Here is a 20,453-nt window from a genome sequence, read left to right as displayed (position 1 = left end):
CCCGCCTGACGCGGGTCCGCCCTTCCGCAAGCCGCCGTTGCCCCGGCACGTCCCCGGGAGGTGGTTCCCGGTCCGGCCACGATGATCATGAATGCCGCCGGCCGGGGCAGAAGTGGATCACCAGGACCCGGACGGCAGTGAGGGGAGGAGCCATGTCCGCTCCGACAGGACCGATCGACCCCACCGAGCCCATCGGGCCGGCCCCTGTGGTGACACCCGTCCCGCCGGCCGGGCCGCGCGGTGGCACCCTGCGGCCCGCCCTCGTCGCGCTCGGCCTCCTCACCTGCCTGCTCTGCGGGCTCTACCTGGCCCTGCGGCGCACAGCGGAGTGGGCGGCCCGGCACCCCGCACCGGGCGCCCTCGCGGGCCTCCTCGCGCTGGCGCTGGGCTGGGCCCTCGTCCGGGCCATGCCCAGGCCCCGGGCCCTGTGGCGGGCCGCCCGGGCGGGCATGGCCCGGGCGGACGCCGAGGCCGCCGCGGCCCCTCCCGCCCCGGCCGGCTGCCCCCCGCCCGCCCCCACGACCACGGCCCCGGCGGACGAGGGCGGTCCGGCCCGCCTCCTCAGCGCCGACCACCTCCTGGCGCTGGACGCGGACGGGTTCGAGGAGACGGTGGCCGAGCTGTGCACCCGGGACGGCTGCCGTGACGTGCAGGTGGTCGGCGGCGCCGGCGACCTCGGCGCGGACGTGCTGGCCACCGCACCCGACGGACGCCGCCTGGTCCTCCAGTGCAAGCGCTACGCCCCGCCGCACAAGGTCGGCTCCCAGGACCTCCAGCGGTTCGGCGGCACCTGCTGGACCATTCACGGCGCGGACGCGGCGTTCCTGGTGACGACCAGTGAGTTCACCGAACCGGCACTCGACTACGCCGCCGAGTCCGGGATCCGCTGCGTGGACCGCAGTGAGCTCACCGTGTGGATACGGGGCGGGCTGCCGGCGCCCTGGGAGCGGCCGGCCGCCCCACCGGACGGGCCACTGCCCTGAGCGCCGGCTCCCGCACCGCCCCCCGGAGGCAGCGGCGGCGGGGCCGCGCCCCACCGCTGCGCCCACCAGGTGGAGCCACGGATGCACCGCGGGCGCTAGAGGTGTACCGATGGGAGCATGCACAACCGGGACCAGCCTCCGCTGATGGGGAACCGTCTGCCGTTTGCGGGGCGCCTCGTCCTCCTCCCCGTCCTCCTGGTCGTGTGCATCGTGCTGGTCGACCTGCTCGCGCCCGACACCGTCCACCTGGGCCCCCTCCTGGTGGCGGCGCCCGCAGTGACCTCCTCCTTCGCCGGGCCGCGGCTCACTGCGGTGGTCGGGGCCCTGGCAGTGGGCGCGCAGGTCCTTCTCGCGGCTCTGCGGGACGGCGTCGGCACCTCCAACCACCTGGCGCAGATCGCGGCCCTGGTCGCCGTCTCCGCCGTACTCGTGCTGTACTGCCGGCTGCGCGAGCGGCGCAACGCCGAGCTCTCCCAGGTGCGCTCGGTCTCCGACGCGGTCCAGCAGGTGCTGCTGCGCCCGCCGCCGCCCGGACTGGGCCCCCTCCGGCTGGCCTCGGCCTACCGGGCGGCCGTGGACGAGTCACGTGTGGGCGGCGACTTCTACGGCGCCGTGCGATTCGGTCGCACCACCCGTCTGCTCATCGGGGACGTCCGGGGCAAGGGGATGGAGGCCCTGGACGACTCGGCGCTGATGCTGGGAGCGTTCCGCTCCGCCGCGCACGCCGGGCTCGACCTCCTCGGCCTCGCCGCCCATCTCGACGGTGCGCTGCGGCGGAACGCCGTCATGAAGGCCGCCGCGGAGCCGGGAGAGGGGGCGCAAGGGATGCCGGAAGCAGCGGAGAACTTCGCCACCGCGCTGCTCATCGACGTGTCCGACGAGGGCCGACGCCTCACTCTCCTCTCCTGCGGGCACCCGCCGCCGCTGCTGCTGCGCTCGGGAACGGTCACCTCGCTCCAGGCGGCACGCCCCTCCCCGCCACTCGGCCTCGGCGTGCTGCAACCGGAGGCGGGAAGCCCGCAGGAACACCTGTTCGCAGAGGGTGACACGCTGCTGCTCTACACCGACGGTGTCATCGAGGCGCGGGAGCCCGCGGGGGACTTCTACCCGCTTGCGGACCGGCTCGGCGCCTGGCGCACACGGCAGTCCGGCGCGCCTTCGCCCGACACCCTCGTCGACTGGGTGCTGCGGGACCTGGCGGCCTTCACCGGGGGGAGGCTGGAGGACGACGCCGCGCTGTTCGCCGTCCACCGCGCCGTGCCCCCGGGGAGGTGACCTGCGGGGTACCGGGCCGGGGGCACGGGAGGCGCACCCCTTCGGATGAGCGCGCCGGAGCCGTTCCCGGCCGGCCCCCGGACCCGTCCCGGTGCACGTGCCGGCCCCGGGCTCGGGCGCTGCGGGGAGGTCAGCTGCCGAGGGTGGCGCGCAGGGACGGCTGGAGCCGGTCGGCGTGGGCACGCACCATGTCGTCGCAGAGCTGCCAGATCCGTTCGACCGGCAGGGCGGCGGCGGTGGCCGGGTCGGTCATGGCCGCATGCCGGATGTGCCGCGGCTCGTCCTCCACCGCGGCGCGCACCACCAGGTCGTTCATGCTCAGGTAGGTGCGGTTGAGGGCGGCCAGTTGCGGGGGCAGCGAGCCGATCCGGGTGGGCTGCACGCCCGAGGCGTCGACCAGGCAGGGCACCTCCACCACCCCGGCGCGGGGGAGGTTGTCGATCAGGCCGTGGTTGGGCACGTTGCCGTACACGGTGCGGGGTACCCCGGTGACGATGCTGTGAATGATCTGGGGGGCGTACTCCATGGTGCCCTCGACGGGCAGCGGCTCCCCGGCGGCCAGCGAAGCCCGGGTCCTCTCGTACGCGGCCACGTTCTCCTCGACGATGCCGAGGTAGGCGCCGACCGGGAGGCGCAGGCGCTCGATCTCGCTGTCGTGGTGCAGGTACCAGGGGACGTACTCCGAGGAGTGCTCGCTGGTCTCGGTCGGGTAGTAGCCCAGCCGCCGGTACATGTCGACGCGGACCCGGCGCCGCAACTGCTCGTCCCCGGCGACAGCTGCGTCCAGCCGCGGGTACAGGTCGGCGCCGCCGTGCCGCAGCTCCAGCAGCCACGCCTGGTGGTTGACACCGGCCGCCCGGTAGGTGACCTCCTGGTAGGGGACGCCCAGCAGGTCGGAGAGGTCGCGAACGGTCCAGTACACCGAGTGGCACAGGCCCACCACCCGGCTCAGGCCGGTCGCCTCAGCGAGGTACTGCACGTTCATCGCCATCGGGTTGGTGTAGTTCAACAACCAGGCGTCCGGGCAGAGTTCGGCGATGTCCGCACCGAGGGCGCGCAGGTGCGGGAAGGTCCGCAGGGCACGGAAGACGCCCCCGATGCCCAGGGTGTCCCCGATGGTCTGCCGCAGGCCGTAGCGGGCCGGGACGTCGAAGTCGGTGCGGGTGGCCTCGCCCATGCCGACCTGGACGATGTTGATGACGAAGTCGGCGTCGACCAGCGACTCCCGCCGGTCGGCGTGGGCGGTGATCCGCGCGCTCGCGCCGAGTTCGCCGGCGATGTGCCGCGCGGCGGCCTGCGCGGTGGACAGCCGTTCGGGGTCGATGTCGTGGAGGGCGATGTGCGCGTCCTTCAACTCGGTGAAGGCGAACAGGTCCGCGAGCAGGCCCTGGGTGAAGACGACGCTGCCGGCACCGATGAAGGCGATCTTGGGAGGGGTCATGGCTGGTGCTCTCCGTTGCGGGTGACGTGGGCGAGGGCTTCGTCCCACGTGGGCTGGGCCGGGGTGCCGCCGGGTGCGCGGGTGGACAGCGCGCCGCAGGCGGCGGCGAAGGGGAGGACGTCCGTCAGGGGCAGGCCGGCCAGCGACGCGGCGACGAACCCGGCGTCGAAGCTGTCCCCGGCGCCGACGGTGTCCACGGGGACGACGGCGGGGCTCCGCGCCGTCACCAGGGTGCGGCCGTCGTGGCAGAGCGCGCCGGCCGCACCGTTCTTGACGGCGACGACCGTACCGCCGGCGGCGAGGAGTTCGGCTGCCGCCCGTGGCGTGCGGACGCCCGGGCCGGCGAGGCGACCGGCCTCGTAGGCGTTCGGGAGCAGGATGTCCACCGCGGCGAGCAGCGGGGCCAGGGCGACCGGCTCCCACCGGCCCGAGGGGTCGTCGTTGGTGTCCAGGGAGGTCACCGCCCCGTGACTGCGGGCGACGCGCAGCAGCTCGGGCAGGGCCCTGGCGAGCTGCGGCATCAGGAAGGGGGACGCGGCGTGCACGTGCCTGCTGGTCCTCAGGAGGTGGGCGGGGACGTCGTCCCCGGTCGTGGCCGCCAGCGTGCCGGGTGAGGTGAGGACGGCCCGGTCCTCCCCGCGGGTCACCACCGTCGTCAGCGGGGTGGGCAGGGACGGGTCCACTCGCAGGGCGTCGATGTTGACACCCCGCCCGGCCAGGGTGTCGCGCAGGTAACGGCCGGCGTCGTCGTCGCCGACGCGTCCGGCGAAGGCCACGCTCAGGCCGAGCCGCGCCGCACCGCAGGCCATGATCGCGGCCGAGCCGCCGAGGGTGAGGGCGCCGGAGCCCACCAGTTGCTCCCGCTGCCCGAAGGCGAGCGGAGAGGTGAGCGGGCCGAGGATCACGTCGGGGTTGGCGTCCCCGATGACGAGGAGGTCGAAGGTGTGCGGCATCACGGTTTCCCAGGGTCGTTGCGGGGTGTTCGGGGTCAGCCTTTGAGGCCGCTGGAGGTGACGGAGCGGATGAACGCCTTCTGCGCCCCGAGGAAGGCGAGGAGGACCGGGAGGACGGTGACCACGTTGCCCGCCATCACGGCCGACCACCGTGTGTGGTGCTGTCCCTGGAAGGTGGTCAGCCCCAACTGGAGGGTGTACTGGGTGTCGTGGTTGATGGCGATCAGCGGCCAGGTCAGGTCGTTCCAGGTGGACAGGAACGTCAGCACGGCCACGGTGCTGAGCGCCGGCCGGGACAGCGGCAGCACGATGCGCAAGAGCACCCGCAGCCGGGAGCACCCGTCGATCCAGGCGGCCTCCTCCAACTCCCGGGGCAGCGAGAGGAAGAACTGCCGCAGCAGGAACACCGCGAACGGCGTGACCAGCGAGGGCACGATCAGCGCGCCCAGGGTGTCGATGAGGCCGAGGCGCTTCATCACCAGGAAGGTGGGGATCATCGTCAGCTGGAACGGGATCGCCATCGTGGCCAGCATCAGGACGAGCAGCACCCTGGACCCGGCGAACCGCATCCGGGCGAAGGCGTAACCGCCGAGCGCACCGAACACCAGGTTGGTGACGACCGCCACCGCCGAGACGATCACGGAGTTCAGCAGCCAGCGCGGGAACATGGCATTGCCCAGCACGTAGCGGTACCCGCCCAGGTCGATTCCGGAGGGCCACAACGCCGGCGGGAACCGGTTGATCTCCGCGTCGCTCATCACGGAGCTGAGCAGCAGCCACACCAGCGGCAGGGCGAAGAGCAGGCCCAGTGGGGCGAGCAGCAGGTGCCACTTGCTGAACGGCAGCCACCGGCGGCGCCCTACGGCGCGGCGGGCGGGCTCCGCCTCGGGGCGGCGGGCCGTCTTCGGTGGTGCCGACACGGCGGTCATGAGGTGGCTCCCTGGGTCCGGTGGCGCTCCCGGCCGCGCACGACGCGCAGGACGACGGCGACCACGAGAAGCGCCAGGGCGAGGACGTAGGCGGCTGCCGCCCCGTAACCGGCGGTGAAGTTCTTGAACGCCTGCTCCCAGATGAAGTAGACGATCACGGTGGTCGAGCCCAGCGGCCCGCCCTTGGTGGTCACGTACACCAGGTCGAAGACCTGGAGCGACTCGATCGTCTGCCACAGCAGCAGGAACACGGTGACCGGTGTGAGTGTGGGGAGGGTGACGTGCCGCAGCAGGGTGCCCCGGCCCGCACCGTCCAGCCGGCCGGCCTCCAGGAGTTCCAGCGGGACGTCCTGCAGCGCGGCGAGGAAGACCACGACGCAGAACCCCGTGCCGCTCCACAGCGTGATGCCGATCAGGACGAGCAGGGCCTGCGAGGGATCGGTGAGGAAGCCCTGCGGGGAGACGCCCAGGTGGTGCAGGACCGCGTTGGCGGCGCCGAACTGCGGGTCGAAGATGAAGGAGAACAGGATGCCCTGGGCGGTGGCCGAGACGACGAACGGGACGAAGAAAAGGGTCCGGTAGAGGCCGACGAACCTGATGCGCCGGTTCAGCGCGAGCGCCAGCGCCAGGCCGAGAGCGATGCTGAGCGGCACGTACAGCACGGTGTAGAGCAGCGTGTTGCGCACGGCCTGGCCGAAGTGCGGGTCCTGCGCCAGGGCCCGGTAGTTGTCCAGCCCCACCCAGCGGCTCGGCGTCACCAGGTCGTCGGCCTGGAAGGACAGCAGCAGCGACCACAGCACCGGGACGACGCTCAGCCCGATGATGATCAGTACGGCGGGAGAGACGAAAGCCCAGGCCGTGGCCGACTCGCCACGGCGCCGACGGCGCAGCGCACGCCGGTCCCGGTCGGTGTCGGTCAGGGTGAGCGGCGAGGGAAGGCGCGGCATACGGGGCTCCTCAACGCGGAATGATCAGGGCGGCGTTCGCTTCCGCCGCGCAGGCACGCAGCGCCTCGGTCGGGGACTTGCGCCCGAGCAGCACGGCGACGATCGCCTGCCCGAGTGCCTGCGAGATCTGCGGATAGGCCGGGTGCACCGGCCGCACCCGGGCCGTCTCCAGGGCCCGGGTGAAGACCGGCAGCCCCTCGGTGTCCGCTGCGTGGTGCTGCCACCCCGGCAGGGCCTGGCTGCGCCGGCTCAGCGGCAGGCTCCCGGCCTCGACGTCCCACCGGGCGTCCTGCGCGGGTTGCGTCAGCCAGCTGACGAAGGTGCGGGCCGCCGCCACCCGGGCGCCGCCGTTGTCGAAGACCGTCCAGGTGTCCGGCCCGGAGATCGTCACCGGCCGCCCGCTGAAGCTGGGCAGCGGCACCACCTGGTACTCCACCCCGGCCTGCCGGATGTCGGGCAGCTGCCAGGGGCCGGTCGCCACCATGGCCATCCGGCCGGACTGGAACACCTGGTACAGCTGCTCGCTGCCCGTCTTGGGGTCGATGTAGACGCTGCGGTCCCGGGCGAGCGCCTGCACCACCTCCAGCGCCCGCACGCCGGTGTCCGCGAAGCCGATGTGCCTGCCGTCCTCGGCGATCACCTCACCGCCGAGGTCCCAGATCATCGGCCACAGCCGCCACACGGTGTCCTCGTCGCCGACGCCCGGCCATCCGGTGCCGAACCTGCCGCGCGCGGGCTGGGTGAGTCTGCGCGCGGTCGCCACGAACTCCTCCCAGGTCCAGCCGGCCCGGGGCAGCGGCACCCCGGCATCCCGGAAGAGCCGGACGTTGCACACCACCGCGAGCGAGTCCACGACGGCGGGGGCGGCCCTGACCCGGCCGTTGAGGGTGACCGCCTCGCGGGCCGGTGCCCAGTAGTTCTTCCACGGCGTCGGCCCGCTGCTGACCTGGTCCGTCAGGTCGACGACCTGCGGGCTGCGGGCCACGCTCGCCAGGTCGGACCCGAAGATGTACGCGATGTCGGGGTAGGCGCCCGCGGCGAGGGCTGCCGTCACCTTCTGGAGCATCGCGTCGGAGAGGACTCCGCCGCCCAGGTCGACCCGGATGTGCGGATGGGCGCGCTCGAAGTCGGCGACCAGCCGCTTGACGACCGCGGCCGCCGTGTCGGCCTGGCCGTGCCACATCTCCAGCACCACCCGGCCGTCCGCGTCGACCCCGTCGGCGGCGCCGGCCCCGCAACCCGCCAGGACCGGGCCGCCCGCCGCGGAGAGCGCCAGGGCGCCGCCGCCGCGCAGGAGCCCCCGCCGTGAGGGCCGGGCGGCCACGCGGGAGACTGCAGCCATCTGAACCTCCAGGAAGAGCGGGCGTCGCGATCCGCGGCACGGCGGTCCCGCGGCACGGCGGGATCGCCGTGCCCCGGCAGCCTGCTGCCTTTCCGGGCGCCTCGCGGTGGGCAGCCGTCGCGTCGGCCGGTCCCGGGCACGCCCCGGCGCCCGGGACCGGCACCGGCTCAGCAGGTCTGCCGGACGTATCCGCTGCTGCCGGCGGGGGAGACGTCCACGTCCCGGCGGACGATGCTCAACTTGTCGCCCCACTGGGAGCAGGCCTTCGACAGTCCGGAGGCGTTGTACTCGATCACGATGACGTGGTCGTCGAAGGCGGCGGTGTACTGACCGCACTCGTCGTACCGGCCGCACTCCTCGGCGATCGCGAAGTCGAGGCCGTTGGCCACCCGGTTGCCGGCCAGCTGCGAGGTGTTCTTCTGCGCGATGGCCAGCCCCTTGTCGTGGGCGTGCGCGGAGAGCAGCTTGATGTAGGCCTGGGCCTCGGACTTGTTGAGCAGCTTGTCCGAGCGGGTGTAGCTGTCGTAGTTGTCGGGCTCCACGGCGTTGAAGCCCTTGGAGGCGCACTCGTCGATCAGCGTGTCGATCTTCGCGGCCACCCGCTTCTGCTTGGCGGCGGTACGCACGTCGAGCAGCGCCTCGCCCCAGCCCTCGTCGTAGACCACGTCACCGTTCGCGTCCCGCAGCAGCAGGTCGGAGTCCCAGTCGCCCTCGGCGTCCGGCTGGGCCTGGAAGGCGTTGACGTAGCAGATGTTGTACTTGCCGGCGGCCGGCGAGTCGGAGTGGTCGCGGCTGACGACGTCGACCCCGGCGGGCGGGGTGTACGCGCCGCCGATCTGGTAGTCGAACCCTGCGTGTGCGGGCGGGAGCGTCACCGCGCTCGGTGCGGCCGAGGCGACGAGCGGGGTTGCCAGCGAGGCCACGAGGGCCGCGGTGCCGATCGCGGCAAACCCCAGGGACCTGCGGTGACGAACAGAATCAAGGCTCATCAACGAGCTCCATGTGAGGGGGGCACGTCCCCGCCTCGGACCCGGGAAGTGGTCCTGGCGACTCAGTCCGGACTCGTGGCGCAACGCCATCCACCGGCTAGGCGTACCTCTGCGTCGCGCGGTGTCCGGCGACGTCCTCTGGAGTAAATCGAGCACTTTCTGTCATGTCAAGAGCGCGCAACTGCTCGATAGGACCCGGGTTTTCACCTCTTCGCGCAACTTCGCCGGGTCCGGCTGCTCCGGGCGTCCGGAGCAGCCGGTGGCGGCGGACCGCCGTGCCCGGTCCGTCCGGGAGGGGGCCCGCCCCTGCCGGACGGCACGCGGCAGGGCCGGGGTTCCCTACCGTCCCCTCATGCGCCCTTCGCCCTCCGCAGCGGTGGTGCGCACGACGAGGACACCTCGGCCGGCGCAGGCCAGGAGCAGCGCCGCCAGCACCAGCAAGCCGCTCACCCACAGGGGCCCCAGGTCACCCGAACCGGTGCCGAGGGCACGCCCACCGACCAGCGGTCCGAGTGCGGCGCCGGCATTGAGCGCGGCGGTCGCGTAGGAGCCGGCCATGGTGGGGGCACCGGCGGCCTCGTAGAGGATCCGTGCGATCAACGTGGAGCCCACCGCGAAGGACAGCGCGCCCAGGAGGAACACCAGGCCGAACAGGGCGACCGGCTCCGCGGCGAGCATCGCCAGGGCCGGCCAGCCCACGAGCAGCAGCGGACCACCGGTGGCGAGGACGAGGCCGGGGTGCCGGTCGGACAGGTGCCCGGCGAGGGTGACACCGGCGAGGGAACCCGTGCCGAAGAGCACCAGAACGACGCAGACCCACCCCTTGCCCAGGCCGGCGGTGCCGGTCACCACGGGCGCGAGAAAGGTGAAACCCGCGAAGGTGGCTGCGTTCACCAACGCACCGAGCAGCATCACGAGGACCAACCGCGCCCTGCCGAGCTGCGCGAACTCCAGGCGCAGGGACGCCTTCCCGCCAGTGGGCGCCGGCGCGGGGCGGGCGGGGACGCCCCGCCCAATGCCGAGGGCGGCCGGCAGACAGAGCGCGGCGACCGCCCAGAACGCGGCCCGCCACCCCAGGAGCGCACCCAGGGCCGCCCCGCCCGGCACCCCGGCGATCGTGGCCACCGTCGTCCCGGACAGCAGCACGGCCAGCGCCCGCCCCTTGCGGTGCGGCGGGACCAACGTGACGGCGGTCTCCAGGGCCACCGCCAGGAAACCCGCGTTCGCGAGCGCCGAGACCACCCGGGTCGCGACCAGGACCGGGAAGCTCCCAATGAGTGCCCCCACGACATGGGCCGCCGAGAAGACGAGGACGCATCCGAGGAGGCTGCTCCGCCCCGGCCGGTCGCGCAGCAACCCGGCCGTGAGCGGGGCACCGGCGACCATCCCGAGCGCGAAGGCCGAGGTGAGCGCGGCGGCCGTGCCGACCCCGACGCCGAGGTCGGCGGCGATGTCCGGCAGCAGGCCGGCGAGCATGAACTCCGAAGTGCCCATGGCGAAGACGGCCAGGGCGAGCAGGTACAGGGGAAGAGGCATCGAGTGGCTCCGAGGTGAGGAGAAGCGCAAGGGGGTCTCTCGTCACCGCGGTCAGCGCCCGTGGGTGCACTCGCCCGGCCGCGCAGGCGGCAGGACGACGGAACCGTCTCTCTCAGGGGTGCAGGGGGCTGACGGCGTGACCGGCAACCCCCACCGTGGACGCCTCGGGGCTCGACATGGGCGGTACGTTACCCGGCCGGGTCCTTCGTCTCACTCAGCGAGGCGGCGGTGGGCGATGGGGCCGGGGCGGTGGCGATGTAGGCGAGGAAGCGCCCGGGCTCACGCTTGTGGCGTAGGCGACCGGCGGCAGCCGCCGCCAGGTCTGGCCGAGGGCGGTGACGAGGACGACAGCTGCCAGGCACTCGCCACCCCAGTTCGCCGTCGCCCTGCGGGCGGATGACCACTTTCTCCGCCCCCCGGTCGGAGCGTCTCCCGCACCCCTCAGACATCATCCGCTCAGGAAGCCCTGCCGCGTCCAGCACGACGACCGCCACGCCCACGGAAACGATATCCGGAAGAGCATCGGACGCCCGGGTCCCCTCAGCATCACTGAGCTCTTCACCTGGTGAGTTCAACATCGCACGCACCCGTCCCGAAGAGACGTTGCTTGCTCGCCGGTGGCTCGTCAGGGTTGCGCACAGACGTCATTGACATGCCATCAAGCGGGTGAAGACGATGCCTGCCATGCGTCTACTTCGGCAACTGCGCACGGACCTGCTGGCAGGGGAGAACCTGGAGATCTACACGACAGCACTGCTGTCCCTGGTGCTGGCCGTCCTCGGGGTGCTCGGCATGGTCGGAGGCGAGGTGCTGGCGGCCGCAACGCTGGCCACGCTCGCCCTGCTGGCCGGCGGCATGCTCGGCAGCCGCAGACAGGTGGCGAAGCTGACCGCAGAGGTGCGCGCCCGGGGCAAGGGCGAGCTCTCCGTAGCGGACTTCCTCGACAAGGGCAAAGCCGACCTTCCGAGGCAGGTGCATGCCGCACAGGACATCCGGATCGTCGGGGTGACGCTGTCGCGCACGCTGCGCGATCTCGTTGACGAGCTCCAGCGCAGGGCCGCGGCCGGTGCTGTGGTCAAGGTGGCGCTCCTGGACCCGGCCGGTCCGACCGCCGAGGAGGCGGCGCGCCGCAGCACCATCCCGGACCGGGCCGGGATGTACCGCAACCGGCTGCGTTCCTCCATCGACCTGCTACGGGAACTCGTCGAGACGCCTGGCGCAGCGGGTAGAGTGGAGGTGCGCTTTCTCGACTTCGTTCCGGCCTTTGGTCTCGTCCTGCTCGACCCGCACCGCCCCGGTGGCCGCATCCACGTGGACATCTACTCGCACGGCTCGGCGAGCGGGGACGCCGTTTTCACCGTTCTCCCGCACCGTGACGGCGAGTGGTTCCCATACTTCGAGGCGGAGTTCGACAGTATCTGGGAGCACGGCCGACCGGCCGACGCATCGGACGGCTTCGCCACCGTGGATCCGGCGGTGTGAACCTCAGCACGACAGGGCGCACCACGAACTCAACCGCTCGGCCACCCTGAGCCGCTCCAGGTAGCCGTTCGCGGCTGGCTCCAGGCCGAACACGACGTGCTCGAAGACGGGAGCGCAGTCTCTTCGAGGCCCGGGCACGGCGACAGCCGCGGTCTGGGGCGGCAGCGGCAGACAGACCGCCGTCGGCCGTCCTTGACCTCGGCCGGGGACGGCCGGCGGTGCCGGGGGACCGGGGTCGGTCCGGAGCGGGTTCGCACCCGGCCCCGCTCCTCCGGTCGACCGCCTCGTCAGAGCAGGTCGCGCCCCACCGTCTCGTTCCAGGTGCGGGAGAAGACCCGCCGGTCGCCCTCGTAGGCGTCCAGGGTCGCGTCGACGAAGAACTCCTCCTTCGAGGAACGCAGGACGGTACGGGTCTCGACCCGGACGTCCCAGTCATCGCGTCGGAAGCTCATCGTCCAGAACGACTCCCCGGTGACGGAGGAGAAGTCGTCCGCCACCGAGGAGTAGCGCTCGTAGGCCCGGCGCCCCACCTCCAGGTCGATGTCGTCGAACCGGGTCAGCCCGGGGTCCTTGACGATCTCCAACTGCGACTTGTAGCCCACCAGGTCACGCTTCACCTCCCAGCGTTGCTCGGGCGGCGTCAGCTGCGTGGTCGGCGGAGGCGCAGTGGCCTCCGGCTCCCCGAAGGCCGGCTGCTCCACGCCGTCCGGGACGGTGACGGGCCGCACCGGCAGCGTCAGGCTGCTGGAGCCCTCGTGGATGCTCAGGCACACCGGCTCCGGCGGGGGCCACGCCAGCGGCCAGTACGAGGTGGAGAGCGAGAGCCGGATGCGGTGTCCCGGCGGGAACGCCTGCGCCACCCCGTTCAGCCGCACCGTCGCACGGTAGCGCCGTCCCGGCTCCAGCGGTTCGGGTGCGTCGCGGCCTTCCAGGCGGGTGAGGTTGACGATGCCGTAGGTCACCCGGGTGGCACTGCCGTCCGGCGCGACGTCGGAGAGCCGGGCCGCCACCAGCGCGACGGGTCGGTCCGCGCTGAGGTCCAGGGTGACGGTGGGGGAGCCCAGTATCTCCACCCGCTCGGTCAGGACGTCGGTGTCGAAGACGAGGGAGCCGCCGTCCTCCTCACGCTGGTCGTAGGGCAGGTCCGGCGGAGCGTTGTAGGAGGCCCACTTCCCGCCGAACTGGCCGACGGAGAGCGGCGACTGCACGGTGAGCGGCTCGCCGCCGCCCGGCACCTCCTCCTCCGGCCGGCAGATGCGGTGAGCGCGCAGCGGGTGCGCCACCGGCTGGACCTGGGGGCTCGGCCAACTCGGCTCCCCGACCCAGCGGCCCGGGCGCTCCTCGTAGGCGGTGGAGGGCGGCATGCTCTCCTGCATCCAGGTCCGCAGCATGGGGCCGTCCATCACGCCGTTGTCGACGCCCTTGAGCCAGTGGTCCCACCAGCGCACGACCTCCTGGAGGTAGCCGATGGCCGGGCCGGGCTCGCCCAGGTGGGGGAACTTGTGCGACCAGGGGCCGATGAGGCCCTTGCGGGGGACGTCGAGACCGGCCAGGAGCCGGGTGACGGCGTTGGAGTAGCCGTCGGCCCAGCCGCTGGAGGCGAGGACGGGGGTGCGCACCGCCGAGTAGTCCTCACACACCGAGGCGTGGCGCCAGTAGTCGTCGCGCCGCTGGTGCCGCAGCCATTCCAGCACCCAGGGCCTGGTCCCCTCCAGCCGCTCCCGCCACATCTCCCGCCACCGCTCGCCCACCACGGCCGGGTCGGGCGGGCAGGTGCCGTAGGCGAACATCGTGCCCGCCTCGGCGAGGTTGTCCGAGAGCAGCGCACCCCCCATGTAGTGCATGTCGTCGTCGTACCGGTCGTCGGTGAAGGAGGCGATGACGATGGCCCGCAGGCTCGGCGGGCGGCGCGCGGCGGTCTGCAGGGCGGCGAAGGCACCCCAGGAGATGCCCATCATGCCGGTGCTGCCGTCACACCAGGGCTGGTCGGCGAGCCAGGCCAGCACGTCCTCGGCGTCGGCCTGCTCCTGCTCCAGGTACTCGTCGCGCAGCACCCCCTCGGAGTCGCCGGTGCCGCGCAGGTCCACGCGGACCGAGGCGTAGCCGTGGCCGGCGATGTAGGGGTGGTGCAGGGCGTCGCGGGTCGAGGTCAGGTCCCGCTTGCGGTAGGGGATGTACTCCAGTACCGCCGGAACCGGCTCCCGGTCGGAGGAGACGGGCCGCCACACCCGCGCCGAGAGCACGGTGCCGTCCCGCACGGGTACGGCGACGTGGTCCTCTTCCATCGTGGGGTGGGGCAGGTTGGTCACGAAGCGCATGTGGCCGGCCGTCTCCTCTCCGTCTCTCCGTGCGGCCCCGGCGGTCAGGGCCGCACCGGTGCGCCGGGGCGCGGATCCGCCACCGGCGACACGGGCCCGCGTGCCCCGCCGGGCACCCTGCGACACCAGCGGCGGGGCGAGCGGCTCAACGCCGCTCACCGGTTCGGGCGGCGTCGGGGCGCACGTCCTCGGCACCCAGGCCCAGCGCGGCGATGCAGCGGTCGTACTTCTCGCGCAGTTCCGCCTCGTCCCTCCCACCGGTGAAGACGTGGGCCAGCTCGTAGCTGTAGCTGTCCTGCTGCTCCAGCTCCGAGAGCGCCTGCCCGTCCTGCGGCACCACGTCGATGCGCACGCCCCCCACCTCGCGCTCCACCTGCTCGATCGCCGCGGCGTCGGGGACGCCGCGCACCACGCCGTCGGTGAACCAGCGGTGGTACCACTTGGCCGCCGTGCGGTAGCGGCCCTCCCCGTCCGGCAGCCGTGGGTCCCGGCCCAGCGCGAGGCTGAGCATGCAGTGGTGGTTGGGGACGCCGTCGACGAACTCGAACAGCTCGGCGTGGGACTGGGAGTGCCGGGGGTTGATCTCCAGCAGGTTGATCGCGTCGGTCGCCGGGTCGTAGAAGTACTCGATGCTGAAGGTGGCGCCGTCCATGCCGATCTGGCGCATGACGCGCGAGCTGACGTCGCGCAGCCGCTCCTGCACCGGCGCGGGCAGCGCGGAGGGGTACTGGTGGCGCAGGAAGGACGAGGTCCCGGGGTAGTTGATGGAGTCGAGCGTGCCGTAGATCACGACCTCGCCCTGGTGGACGTACCCCTCGACGGCGACCTGGAGGCCGCTCAGCGCCTCCTCGGCCAGACAGACCTGGCCACCCACCCCCTCCATCTCCGGCGGCAGGTCCAACTGGTCCAGCACGTACTCGAAGGGGCGCCCCACCCGGGAGATGCCCTCCCGTATCTGCGCCACCGCGTCCCGGAACTCGTCCATGTCCTTGACGCCGAAGGCGAGTTCCGAGGAGTAGGACAGGGCGGGCTTGAGCCACATGGGGAAGCGGACGCCCTCCGGCGGCCGGGGGTCCTCGGCGGAGAGGTCCACCTTCCCGAACCGCGGGTACTCGTCGATCACCTTGGCCTGCTCCAGCCGGCTCCAGTACTTGTGCTCGCACTTGACCACGGAGTCCAGGGAGGTGCTGCGGGTGCCGTAGTGGCGGCTGAGCAACGGCACCAGGGTGCTGACGGGGAAGTCCCAGTAACCGACGACGGCGTCGATCGACCCCTCGAAGGCGTCGAGCTGCTTGCGGGCGCGGGCGAGGAGGTCGGGTACCGAGACCTCGCCGCTCTGCAACTCCTCCACGCTCAGCAGGCGGTGGAACCGGTAGGACTCGGCCTCCGGCACCTCCTGGAGGGTGGGCAGGTTGGCCTCGTCCAGGCCGAGTACGAAGACGTTGATGTCGGGCATGTCTCTCCTCGTCGTGGTGACGTCGCGGGGGAGTCAGCCCAGTACCCGTGCTCCGCAGAGCCAACCGGGTGGCCTGTGTCACCGGAGCGAGGCGGCATGCACCCTTGTGACCGCGGGGAGGCGCGGAACGGAAGGGTCTCCCGAGGCGCCTGCGGCGGAGCCCGAGGACCTCGGCGCGGCGGGCCGGCCGGACACCTGCGCCCGGCGGGCCCGCCGCCCGTGCCGTGTGCGCCGGTGGACTCACCGGCCCCGGCACCCCTACTCCGTGCCCACCTCCCGCCGGGCCCGGGCGGCGGCGCCGACGGGGATCGCGTCGGAACCCAGGCTCCCGCGCACCAGCCGGACGGGCCGGCCGCTGACCGGGGGTTCCGCTTCCAGGGGGGCGCGGACAAGGGGCTCCAGGAGGTGCCAGGCGCGGGTGAGGCCGCCGCCGACGACCACGGTGGTGATGTCCACCAGACCGGCCGTCATGACCACGGCCCGGGCGAGCGCCGCCCCTGCGGCCCGGAACACCTCACGGGCGTCCGGGTCGCCATCCCCGGCGGCCGTCGCGACCTCGCGGGCGGTCAGGCGGCGGCCGGTGCGGTCCGCGTACCGCGCCCCGACGGAGCGGCCCGAGGCCAGGGTCTCCAGGTGCCCCCGGCCCCCGCAGGTGCAGGGCAGTTCGCCGAAGCCGGGGATGTGCCCGATCTCTCCGGCCGCCCCGTGCGGCCCCTCGAACAGCGTGCCGCCCACCCACAGTGCCCCACCGACGCCGGTGCCCAGCGTCATGCCGAGCACGTCGGCCTCCCCGCGCACGGCGCCCCCGGAGACCTCGCCGCGCAGGAAGGCGTTGACGTCGTTGTCGAGGAAGGCCGGGACGCCCAGCGCGTCGCCGACCACGGCGGCGACGGGGAAGCCGGCCCAGCCGCGGAAGGAGTCGCTGGCCACCAGGACGCGGCCCTCGGCGGCGTCCACCACCCCGGCGGCACCGATGCCGGCGCCGGCCAGCCGGCCCGGGGTCCGGGCCAGCAGGGGGGCCAGGGCGTCCGTCGCCGCCCCCACCATGGCCCGGCCGCCCTCGGCCGCCGGGGTCGGCACCTCGGCGCGCTCCAGCACGGTGAGGTCGCGGTGGCAGAGCACCACCTGGGTGGTGGTGCCGCCGATGTCGACCCCGGCGAACAGGGTCCGCTCCGTCCCGCTCATCCCTGTGCCTCCGTGCGGCCGGTGGCCGGCGTGCGCAGACGCAGGGCCCGGCGCTCCCGCTGGACGACCGGGTCGGGTACCGGCACCGCGGCCAGCAGCCGCCGGGTGTAGTCGGTCTCCGGACGCAGCAGGGTCACGTCGGTCGCGCCCTGTTCCTCGACCCGGCCGGCGCGCATGACCACCACCCGCCGCGCCAGGTGCTGGACCACGGCGAGGTCGTGGGAGACGAAGAGGAAGGCGAAGCCGAGCTCGTCCTGGAGTTCGGAGATCACCTCCAGCACCGCCTCCTGCACGCTGACGTCGAGGGCGCTGGTGGGCTCGTCGGCGACCAGCAGGCGGGGCTCCAGGACGAGCGCGCGGGCCAGGCTCACCCGCTGACGCTGTCCCCCGGAGAGCTCCCGGGGTGCCCGGCGGGCCAGGTCACGCGGCAGCCGGACCCGGTCCAGCACCTCGGCCACCCGGGCCCGGCGGTCGGCGGCCGACATGCCGCGGCGGTGCACCCTGAGCGGCTCGGCGACGCACTCGCCCACCGTCATCCGGGCGTCCAGGGAGGCCACCGGGTCCTGGAGCACCACACCGACGCCGGCCCGCAGCGCCCGACGGGCGCGGGCCCGGGTACGGGCGAGGTCCGCGCCGAACATCGTGACCGTGCCGGCGGTCGGCGGGACGAGGCCGAGCGCCACCCGGGCCGCGGTCGACTTGCCGGAACCCGACTCCCCGACCAGGCCCAGTGTCTCACCGGGGTGGACGGCGAAGGAGACCCCGTCCAGGGCGTGCACCGCCCCCTTGCCGCGTCCGAACACCACGGAGACGTCGCGCAGTTCGACGACGGCGTCGGTCCGCGCTTCGGTGGCCGCGGGCTGCGGGGTGCTGCTTCCGCTCTCGGCCACCGTAAGGCGGGGCACCGCGGCCAGCAGCCGTTCGGTGTAGGGGTGCACGGGCCGCAGCAGCACCTCCTCCACCGGCCCGGTCTCGACGATCTCGCCGCGGTACATCACCGCGACCCGGTCGGCGAAGTCGGCGACCACGCCCATGTTGTGCGTGACCAGCAGGACGCCGGTGCCGGTCTCCACCGCGAGCCGCCGCAGCAGGTCGAGGATCTCGGCCTGCACCGTCACGTCCAGGGCGGTGGTCGGCTCGTCGGCGATCAAGAGGTCGGGCTCGTTGGCGATCGCCATGGCGATGACCACCCGCTGCCGCTGCCCGCCGGAGAGCTGGAAGGGGTAGGCCGACGCCCGCTTCTCCGGCTCCGGGATACCGACCCGGCGCAGCAGTTCCACCGCCTCACGCCGGGCCTCCTCGGACCTGACCGGGCGGTGGTTGCGGATGACCTCGGCGATCTGCGCGCCGATCCGGGTGAGCGGGTCCAGCGCGGTGGCCGGTTCCTGGAACACCATGGAGACGGTCCGGCCGCGCAGGCCCGCCAGCGCGCTCTCCGGGGCGCCGACCACCTGGGTGCCGGCCACCGAGACGCTGCCGCTCGCCCGGGCGTTGCCGGACAGCAGCCCCATCGCGGCCAGCGCCACGGTGGACTTGCCCGAGCCGGACTCGCCCACCAGGGCGAGGGTCTCGCCCGGGCCGACGTGCAGGGCGACACCGCGGACGGCGGGCACCTCACCGGTCTCGGTGGTGAAGTCGACGCGCAGGTCGTCGAGTTCGAGGATCGGCCCGGCCGCGGTGGCGGCGGGCCCCTGGGTGGCGGTCATCCGCGTCCCCTCGGGTCGAATGCGTCGCGGAGCCCGTCCCCGACCGCGTTGAACGCCCACACCACCAGGATGATGGCCAGGCCGGGCGGCAGGATGAGCCACCAGTATCCGGAGTAGGCCGCGCTGAGGCCGGCGGTCAGCATGCCGCCCCAGTCGGTGGCCGGCGGCTGGACGCCCATGCCCAGGTAGGAGACGTAGGCGACCAGCAGGATGGCGTCGGCGATCTGGAAGGTGGCGGCGACGACGATGGTCGAGACGGAGTTGGGCAGGATGTGCCGGGTGATGGCCCGGGAGTGGGTACCGCCGATGGCGCGCAGCGTCAGCACGTAGTCGCGGTTCTTCAGGGTGAGGGTCTCCGCCCGGACCAGGCGGGACGGCACCAGCCAGGACACGAAGCCGAGGATGACGACGAGCCCGGTGAGCCCCGGGGTGGTGATGGCGGACACCACCAGCAGGATGAAGAGTGCCGGGATGGCGATTCCGGCGTCCACGACCCGCATCATCACCGCGTCCAGCCAGCCCCCGGCGTACCCGGCCGCGGCGCCCCACAGGGTGCCGATGACCGTGGCCAGGACGCCCGCCGCCAAACCGACGACCAGCGACACCTTGCCGCCGTACATCAGCCGTCCGAGCTCGTCGTGGCCGACGGCGTCGGTGCCCAGCCAGTGGTGGGCGCTCGGGGCGAGGTTGACCTGGTGCAGCAGGGTGTGGGTCTGGTCGGTGGGGAACAGCAGCGGCCCGACGAAGCAGAACAGGAAGAAGAACACCACCACGCCGAGGCCGACGACGGCGAGCCGGTTGCGCAGGAACCGGCGGGCGGCGAGCCGGGTGCCGGAGGTCTCGCCCGGTGCGGCGGCCGGTCGGGTGCCGGGCATCTCGCCGGGCTGGGTGACGGTACTCATGCCCGACCTGCCTTCACTCGGGGGTCGATGACGCGCTGGACGACGTCGGCGAGCAGGGAACCGACCACGGTGGCGACCGCGATCACCAGGACGCAGCCCAGCAGGACCGGGTAGTCCGAGGCCTGCGCCGAACTCCAGAACAGCAGTCCCATCCCGGGGTAGTTGAAGAGCTGCTCCACCACCAGGGCACCGCCGAAGAGCACCGGCACGTAGTACCCGAGCATGGCCGTCACCGGGGTCAGCGAGTTGCGGAAGACGTGCCGCCACAGGATGGCGCGGGAGCGGGAGCCGCCGGCCCGGGCCGTGCGGACGTAGTCCTCGGAGAGGTTCTCCAGGGTGGCCGCCCGCATGTACCGGCTGAAGACCGCCACCATCGAGGCGGCGCCCGCGATCAGCGGCAGCACCAGCGCCCTGGGTTCGGCGAAGACCTGGGCGAGGGTGTCGCCCTGCGGCGCCTGGGCGGGGAACCAGGGCAGCACCTGGCTGAAGACCAGCACCAGCACCAGCCCGAGGAAGTAGACGGGCGTGGAGTAGGCGATGAAGCTCAGCGTGGTGATGACGTAGTCCGCGGGCCGGTTGCGCCGCACGGCCTGCCACATGCCCAGCGGGACCGCGAACACCAGGCCGACGAGCGCCGACAGCACGGTCAGCAGGAGGGTCTTGGGGAGCCGCTCGGCGATGAGCTGGGAGACCGGCTCGTTGAGGGTGTAGGAGGTGCCCAGGTCGCCGTGGAGGAGCTGGCCCAGGTAGTAGAAGTACTGGACGGGCAGGGGCTTGTCGAGGCCCTGTTCGTGCTCGAAGGCGGTGATCTGCTGCGCCGTCGCCTGCGGGCCGAGGATGCCGCGGGCGGGCCCCCCGGGCAGGGCGTGCAGCAGGCAGAAGACCACGATCGTCACGATGACGATGACGGTGACGGCCTGCAGGGCCCGTCTGATCAGGAAGGTGGGGGTACTCATATGCTTTCCGGTCGCTTCGGCTCGGTGAGGGTGCGCACGGTCACCGGTCCGCC

16 protein-coding genes are annotated in these 20,453 nt (G+C 73.0%); 3 read left to right on the top strand and 13 right to left on the bottom strand.

From position 1 onward, the window contains the following. Positions 1-152 precede the first annotated feature (152 nt). Together ACFV3R_RS09315 and ACFV3R_RS09310 are read left to right on the top strand one after the other, a co-directional pair. Positions 153-983 carry a restriction endonuclease gene (locus tag ACFV3R_RS09315; protein ID WP_385578083.1) on the top strand — a complete coding sequence of 277 codons (831 nt, stop codon included), beginning with the start codon at positions 153-155 and terminating at the stop codon, positions 981-983. Positions 984-1,127: 144 nt separating this feature from the next. Then, a complete protein-coding gene (locus ACFV3R_RS09310; protein ID WP_385578081.1) occupies positions 1,128-2,258 on the top strand; it encodes a PP2C family protein-serine/threonine phosphatase in 1,131 nt (376 codons plus the stop codon). A gap of 130 nt (positions 2,259-2,388) precedes the next feature. Here the strand turns inward: ACFV3R_RS09310 and ACFV3R_RS09305 are convergent, their stop codons facing one another. The 7 genes from ACFV3R_RS09305 to ACFV3R_RS09275 form a co-directional block, all read right to left on the bottom strand. Next, positions 2,389-3,699, bottom strand: coding sequence for an alpha-glucosidase/alpha-galactosidase (locus ACFV3R_RS09305; protein ID WP_385578078.1), 1,311 nt, complete (start codon positions 3,697-3,699; stop codon positions 2,389-2,391). Continuing rightward, complete coding sequence (locus tag ACFV3R_RS09300; protein ID WP_385578075.1) at positions 3,696-4,652, bottom strand: carbohydrate kinase family protein; 957 nt, start codon at positions 4,650-4,652, stop codon at positions 3,696-3,698. The genes ACFV3R_RS09305 and ACFV3R_RS09300 overlap by 4 nt, the downstream gene beginning before the upstream one ends. A 35-nt stretch (positions 4,653-4,687) precedes the next feature. Further along, positions 4,688-5,581 (bottom strand): carbohydrate ABC transporter permease, encoded by an 894-nt coding sequence (locus ACFV3R_RS09295; protein WP_385578072.1) that lies wholly within the window; start codon positions 5,579-5,581, stop codon positions 4,688-4,690. Continuing rightward, the gene (locus tag ACFV3R_RS09290; protein WP_385578070.1) at positions 5,578-6,528 is read right to left on the bottom strand and encodes a carbohydrate ABC transporter permease; all 951 of its coding nucleotides are present in this window, start codon (positions 6,526-6,528) and stop codon (positions 5,578-5,580) included. The genes ACFV3R_RS09295 and ACFV3R_RS09290 overlap by 4 nt, the downstream gene beginning before the upstream one ends. A gap of 10 nt (positions 6,529-6,538) precedes the next feature. After that, the gene (locus ACFV3R_RS09285; RefSeq protein ID WP_385578068.1) at positions 6,539-7,870 is read right to left on the bottom strand and encodes an ABC transporter substrate-binding protein; all 1,332 of its coding nucleotides are present in this window, start codon (positions 7,868-7,870) and stop codon (positions 6,539-6,541) included. Positions 7,871-8,037: 167 nt separating this feature from the next. Beyond that, complete coding sequence (locus tag ACFV3R_RS09280) at positions 8,038-8,859, bottom strand: endo alpha-1,4 polygalactosaminidase (protein ID WP_385578065.1); 822 nt, start codon at positions 8,857-8,859, stop codon at positions 8,038-8,040. Between the two features lie 339 nt (positions 8,860-9,198). Continuing rightward, positions 9,199-10,395: a Cmx/CmrA family chloramphenicol efflux MFS transporter gene (locus ACFV3R_RS09275; RefSeq protein ID WP_385578062.1), complete on the bottom strand. Its 1,197-nt coding sequence runs from the start codon at positions 10,393-10,395 to the stop codon at positions 9,199-9,201. A gap of 684 nt (positions 10,396-11,079) precedes the next feature. Here ACFV3R_RS09275 and ACFV3R_RS09270 point away from each other — a divergent pair. Next, a complete protein-coding gene (locus ACFV3R_RS09270) occupies positions 11,080-11,877 on the top strand; it encodes a hypothetical protein (protein WP_385578060.1) in 798 nt (265 codons plus the stop codon). Between the two features lie 287 nt (positions 11,878-12,164). Here the strand turns inward: ACFV3R_RS09270 and ACFV3R_RS09265 are convergent, their stop codons facing one another. From ACFV3R_RS09265 to ACFV3R_RS09240, 6 genes are all read right to left on the bottom strand, one after another. Further along, positions 12,165-14,195: a CocE/NonD family hydrolase gene (locus ACFV3R_RS09265; protein WP_385578057.1), complete on the bottom strand. Its 2,031-nt coding sequence runs from the start codon at positions 14,193-14,195 to the stop codon at positions 12,165-12,167. A 145-nt stretch (positions 14,196-14,340) separates the two neighbouring features. Further along, positions 14,341-15,651: an ATP-grasp domain-containing protein gene (locus tag ACFV3R_RS09260; protein WP_385578054.1), complete on the bottom strand. Its 1,311-nt coding sequence runs from the start codon at positions 15,649-15,651 to the stop codon at positions 14,341-14,343. 258 nt (positions 15,652-15,909) lie between these two features. After that, positions 15,910-16,836: an ROK family protein gene (locus ACFV3R_RS09255; RefSeq protein ID WP_385578051.1), complete on the bottom strand. Its 927-nt coding sequence runs from the start codon at positions 16,834-16,836 to the stop codon at positions 15,910-15,912. Continuing rightward, positions 16,833-18,542 (bottom strand): dipeptide ABC transporter ATP-binding protein, encoded by a 1,710-nt coding sequence (locus ACFV3R_RS09250; RefSeq protein WP_385578048.1) that lies wholly within the window; start codon positions 18,540-18,542, stop codon positions 16,833-16,835. The genes ACFV3R_RS09255 and ACFV3R_RS09250 overlap by 4 nt, the downstream gene beginning before the upstream one ends. Further along, positions 18,539-19,444, bottom strand: a complete 906-nt coding sequence (locus tag ACFV3R_RS09245; protein WP_385578045.1) for an ABC transporter permease — start codon at positions 19,442-19,444, stop codon at positions 18,539-18,541. Before ACFV3R_RS09245 ends, ACFV3R_RS09250 begins: the two co-directional genes overlap by 4 nt. Beyond that, positions 19,441-20,400: an ABC transporter permease gene (locus ACFV3R_RS09240; RefSeq protein ID WP_385578042.1), complete on the bottom strand. Its 960-nt coding sequence runs from the start codon at positions 20,398-20,400 to the stop codon at positions 19,441-19,443. Before ACFV3R_RS09240 ends, ACFV3R_RS09245 begins: the two co-directional genes overlap by 4 nt. Positions 20,401-20,453 lie beyond the last annotated feature (53 nt).

It is taken from the genome of Streptomyces sp. NPDC059740, from assembly GCF_042733155.1.
GTDB lineage: Bacteria > Actinomycetota > Actinomycetes > Streptomycetales > Streptomycetaceae > Streptomyces.
This window is presented reverse-complemented; position numbering and strand designations above follow the sequence as displayed.